5 protein-coding genes are annotated in these 3,485 nt (G+C 69.2%); 4 read left to right on the top strand and 1 reads right to left on the bottom strand.

Translation table 11 applies throughout. From position 1 onward, the window contains the following. Window positions 1–135: 135 nt before the first annotated feature. Window positions 136–297: a hypothetical protein gene (locus DS837_RS32975; protein WP_247890238.1), complete on the top strand. Its 162-nt coding sequence runs from the start codon at window positions 136–138 to the stop codon at window positions 295–297. Continuing rightward, window positions 294–500: an IS66 family insertion sequence element accessory protein TnpB gene (gene tnpB, locus DS837_RS32970; protein WP_247890237.1), complete on the top strand. Its 207-nt coding sequence runs from the start codon at window positions 294–296 to the stop codon at window positions 498–500. The genes DS837_RS32975 and tnpB (DS837_RS32970) overlap by 4 nt, the downstream gene beginning before the upstream one ends. A 30-nt stretch (window positions 501–530) precedes the next feature. Here tnpB (DS837_RS32970) and DS837_RS31630 read toward each other — a convergent pair whose 3' ends face one another. Then, complete coding sequence (locus tag DS837_RS31630; RefSeq protein ID WP_149168372.1) at window positions 531–2,615, bottom strand: recombinase family protein; 2,085 nt, start codon at window positions 2,613–2,615, stop codon at window positions 531–533. A gap of 238 nt (window positions 2,616–2,853) precedes the next feature. On the opposite strand from DS837_RS31630, the gene tnpB (DS837_RS31625) reads away from it, so the two are divergent. Together tnpB (DS837_RS31625) and DS837_RS31620 are read left to right on the top strand one after the other, a co-directional pair. Next, window positions 2,854–3,018, top strand: coding sequence for an IS66 family insertion sequence element accessory protein TnpB (gene tnpB / locus DS837_RS31625; RefSeq protein ID WP_149168371.1), 165 nt, complete (start codon window positions 2,854–2,856; stop codon window positions 3,016–3,018). A gap of 70 nt (window positions 3,019–3,088) precedes the next feature. After that, a partial coding sequence (locus tag DS837_RS31620) for a transposase (protein ID WP_211102455.1) occupies window positions 3,089–3,485 on the top strand: 397 nt, incomplete at its 3' end.

Genomic DNA, 3,485 nt, shown 5'->3' with positions numbered 1-3,485 from the left:
CCGGATTTCCATCACTTCCTCCGCTGTCTGCATCCCTCCCCCCTCCGCGCAGGTCAGGGGGAGTCTACGAGCGGTGGGTCAGTTTTCACCCGATGACCCGGGTCAGTTTTCCAGCGATGGCAACAAGAGGGCTTGATGTTCGCGCCGGTGGTGCTGGACACCACGCCGCCCCCGGCCGCGCTGAAGGGACTCCCGGCCATCGAGGTGCAGATCGGCGATGCGGTGGTGCGCGTGCCGGCCGGGATGGACAGCGCCACCGTCAAGGCGGTGCTGCGCGCCGTGAGGGCGTCGCGGTGATCGGCATCGAGGGCGCAGTGCGGGTCCTGGTCGCCGCCAAACCGGTCGATTTCCGCAAGGGCATGGATGGGCTGGCCGCCTTGGTGCAGCAGCTGGGGGCGGATCCCTTCAGCGGGGTCGTCTACGTCTTCCGCTCCAAGCGAGCCGACCGGGTGAAACTCCTGCACTGGGACGGCACCGGACTGGTCGTCGTGGCGTCATGATGCCTCTCCACAGCAGGTTCCTTGGTATCATCAGGTAACGTGCTTGACCTTGGTCGGCTTGCGGGGGCGGCGCTGCTGGTCGTGAGCCAGGGCGTCATCCAAGCGGACGAGCCAGAGGTTCTGGCTCACGGCCGGCGCCCGACGCGCTGGGACCAATCCTTTGTACAACCACCGGTAGATCGTGCCTTCGGGGACGCCAAGGCGGACTGACAATTCCGCCACCGTGAACTCGTCCGGAGCCCGTTCCACCACCAGCGTCGGCCGGTGCCGCCCGTCCGGCAGCAGGCCGCGGCGTTGCAGCCAGGAGCGCACCCCCTTTTCCGTGACCAGCCCGCCGTGGGGCATGAGCCAGCCCTCCGCCGTCAAGGTCCGGGCGATGGCCGGCGGACGCAGTCCGTTGGCGAACAGGGCCGTGGTCCGGGAAAAAAGCTCGTCGTGCTTGGCCAGTTGGGTCATGCGACGCACCGCCCGCCGCAATCGGTGACGGGTTCGACGGCCTCCGGCCCAGTGGCACTCCACCTCCATGTTCTCCGTCTCGCCCTCCACCGTGGCCACCACCCGGTCCAGCATCAGGCGGACGATCTCCTTGCGCTCGGCCGGGGTTGTGGTCGCCGCCCGCCAGATCGCCGGCACGTCGGCGGCGAGCCGTTCGATGGCGGCCCGATCCGCCGCGGTCAGCCGGGCCGGCTGGCGGGCCAGGAAGCGGGCGTGCTCGGCCGCGAGCTGCGTCTCGGTCTGCAACGCCGCCTCCCAGCGCCGTTCCAGCGTACGGGCGACCAGCCGGTTTTCCGGCTCGACCTCGTCGTACTGGCGTTGCGCCCGTTCGGTCTCGTAGCGTGCCTGCTCAAGCCGCAATTCCCATTGCCGATGCTCGCGGGCGCGTTCGATCTCCACGTCCTCGGCGAGTTGCAAGGCGACGTCGACGGGGCCGGGCTGCAGTGCCGCCAGGACCAGATCGGCGATGAGCGCGTCCAGGGTCTCGCCGGCGAACCCCTGGCAATGCTCCTCGCCGCGGTTGATCATCCGCCGCATGCACTCGTAGCGCAGGCTGTGGCCGTTGTTGCGGTAGGTCGTCACCATGCGCGAGCCGCAGCGGCCGCAGATCAGGAGCCCGGTCAGCAGCGATGGCCCGCCGCGGGCGACGCCGATGTGCTTGCTCTGGTTGGCCTTCAATTGACGCTGGTTCCTCTCGAACGTGTCCCAATCGATGTAGGCCGGCCAGCGGTCCTTGATCAGGATCTGCCACTCGCCGGGGCTGGTCGCCCGGCTTCGTTTCGAAGGGTCCGTTGGCGGTGGCCGCTGCCGGCCATAGGCGTAGGCGCCGGCATAGGCAGGGCTCGTCAGGAGTTTCAGCACGGCATTCCGGGTGACGGGCGCCCACACGAGGTCACCCTTGGCCGGCCCGCCCCGCACCCGGTCAGGAAGTTGGAGGCTGTGGGTGTGAAAGTAGCGCACCACGCCATGGATGCTGCGCCGCCGCTCGAAGATCTCGAAGACCAGATGAAGGCTGTCGCGCGCCCGCTCGTCGGGATCCTGGACGATCTCCCCCGAGGGCCGGCGGATGAAACCGCGCGGCATCGGAAAGCCGAAATCCCCACGCTCGGCCTTGTTCCAGCGCCCCTCCTCGAAGCGGGCACGCATGATGTGCAGTTCTGCCTCGCTCATCGTGCCCTTCAACCCGAGCAGGAGCCGGTCGTTGTAGAGGCCAGGGTCGTAGACGCCGTCGTTGTCGCCAATCAGCGTCCCGGCCAGGGCGCAAATCTCCAGGAGATGGTACCAGTCCCGGCAGGAGCGGGCGAGCCGGGAGACTTCGAAGCCAAGAATCAGGCCGACGTGACCGAGCCCGACCTCCGCCACAAGGCGCTGGAAGCCGGGTCGCCCGGCGGCAGATGCGGCGGAGCAGCCGAGATCGTCATCGATGACGGCGACCCGCGGTCGAGCCCAGCCCAGCGTGCAGGCCCGCTCGACCAGAGCATACTGGACCGCGGTGGATTCCTTGTTGTGCTCCACCTGCTGCAGCGTCGACTGCCGAACATAGACGACGGCCTGACGGTCAAGATGGCGGCCCTCGATCTTGCTCGGCAGCGTCCCGCTGACCCGCCTCGGGCGACTCATAACCGGTCTCCGCCGGAGCGCGGCCCTGCGCCATCCGCCAAGCCAGTTGTCCCACCAGCACCGCCAGCCTCTGCCGGCGTGTGCGCGGCAGGTCGCCCCAGGACACCGTCTCGGTTATCGTCGCTGGTTCGGGCATGGTGCCTCGCCACCCACTGCGCCAACGCCCGCAGGGCCTCCGAGCCGACGCCGGGCGCTGAATCAAACCCGATCTCCTTTGCAGAGGTTCCGTGTCGGGGGAATGGTTCTCGTCGCGAAGAGATTGGAGGCCGGCCAGTTCCGCTGGCCAGCGATCCGCGACGGCGTGATCCGGCTGACCCCGGCTCAGCTCTCGGCGCTCGTCGAGGGTCTGGATTGGACCCGGGTGCGGGGCGTGCGGGTGCCTCGGCCGACGTCCGCCGGCTGAGCTGCGACACAGCGACTCGCTTGCCGCTTCGCAGGCGAGGACGGCTCAAGCCGCCGCTATACTGGGGGACGTGACGACCGCGCCTGAAACCCTTCCCAGCGATCCTGACGAACTGCGTGCCCTGCTGCTGGCCGAACGGCTCCGGCATGCCGCGGAGTTGACGGCGGCCCGCTCCTCGGCCGAGGAGGAGATCGCCCGGCTGCGCCAGATCATCCGGGAGCTGCAGCGTCATCGCTTCGGCCGCCGGGCCGAGCGCCTTGATCCGGACCAGCTGGCCTTGGCGCTGGAGGACCTGGAGCAGACGCTGGCCGCCAAGGAGGCCGAGCCCGCCGGCTCCGCTGCGGCCAAGCCGTCCCCTTCGGCGCCACGGCGTCGGGTGAACCGCGGCAATCTGCCGGCCGATCTGCCGCGCGAGGAGATCCTCATCGATGTCGCCGACAAGTCCTGCCCGTGTTGCGGCGGCACGC

Origin of the sequence: Azospirillum brasilense, from assembly GCF_008365405.1 — a bacterium.
Lineage (GTDB): Bacteria > Pseudomonadota > Alphaproteobacteria > Azospirillales > Azospirillaceae > Azospirillum > Azospirillum brasilense_D.
Note: the sequence above shows the minus strand (reverse complement) of the source record. Positions and strands in the feature narration are given on the sequence as shown.

Coding starts and splice junctions, on each gene's coding strand:
- DS837_RS32975 (WP_247890238.1), top strand. CDS start 136: ATGTTCGCGCCGGTGGTGCTGGACACCACGCCGCCCCCGGCCGCGCTG.
- DS837_RS31630 (WP_149168372.1), bottom strand. CDS start 2,615: ATGAGTCGCCCGAGGCGGGTCAGCGGGACGCTGCCGAGCAAGATCGAG.
- tnpB (WP_149168371.1), top strand. CDS start 2,854: ATGGTTCTCGTCGCGAAGAGATTGGAGGCCGGCCAGTTCCGCTGGCCA.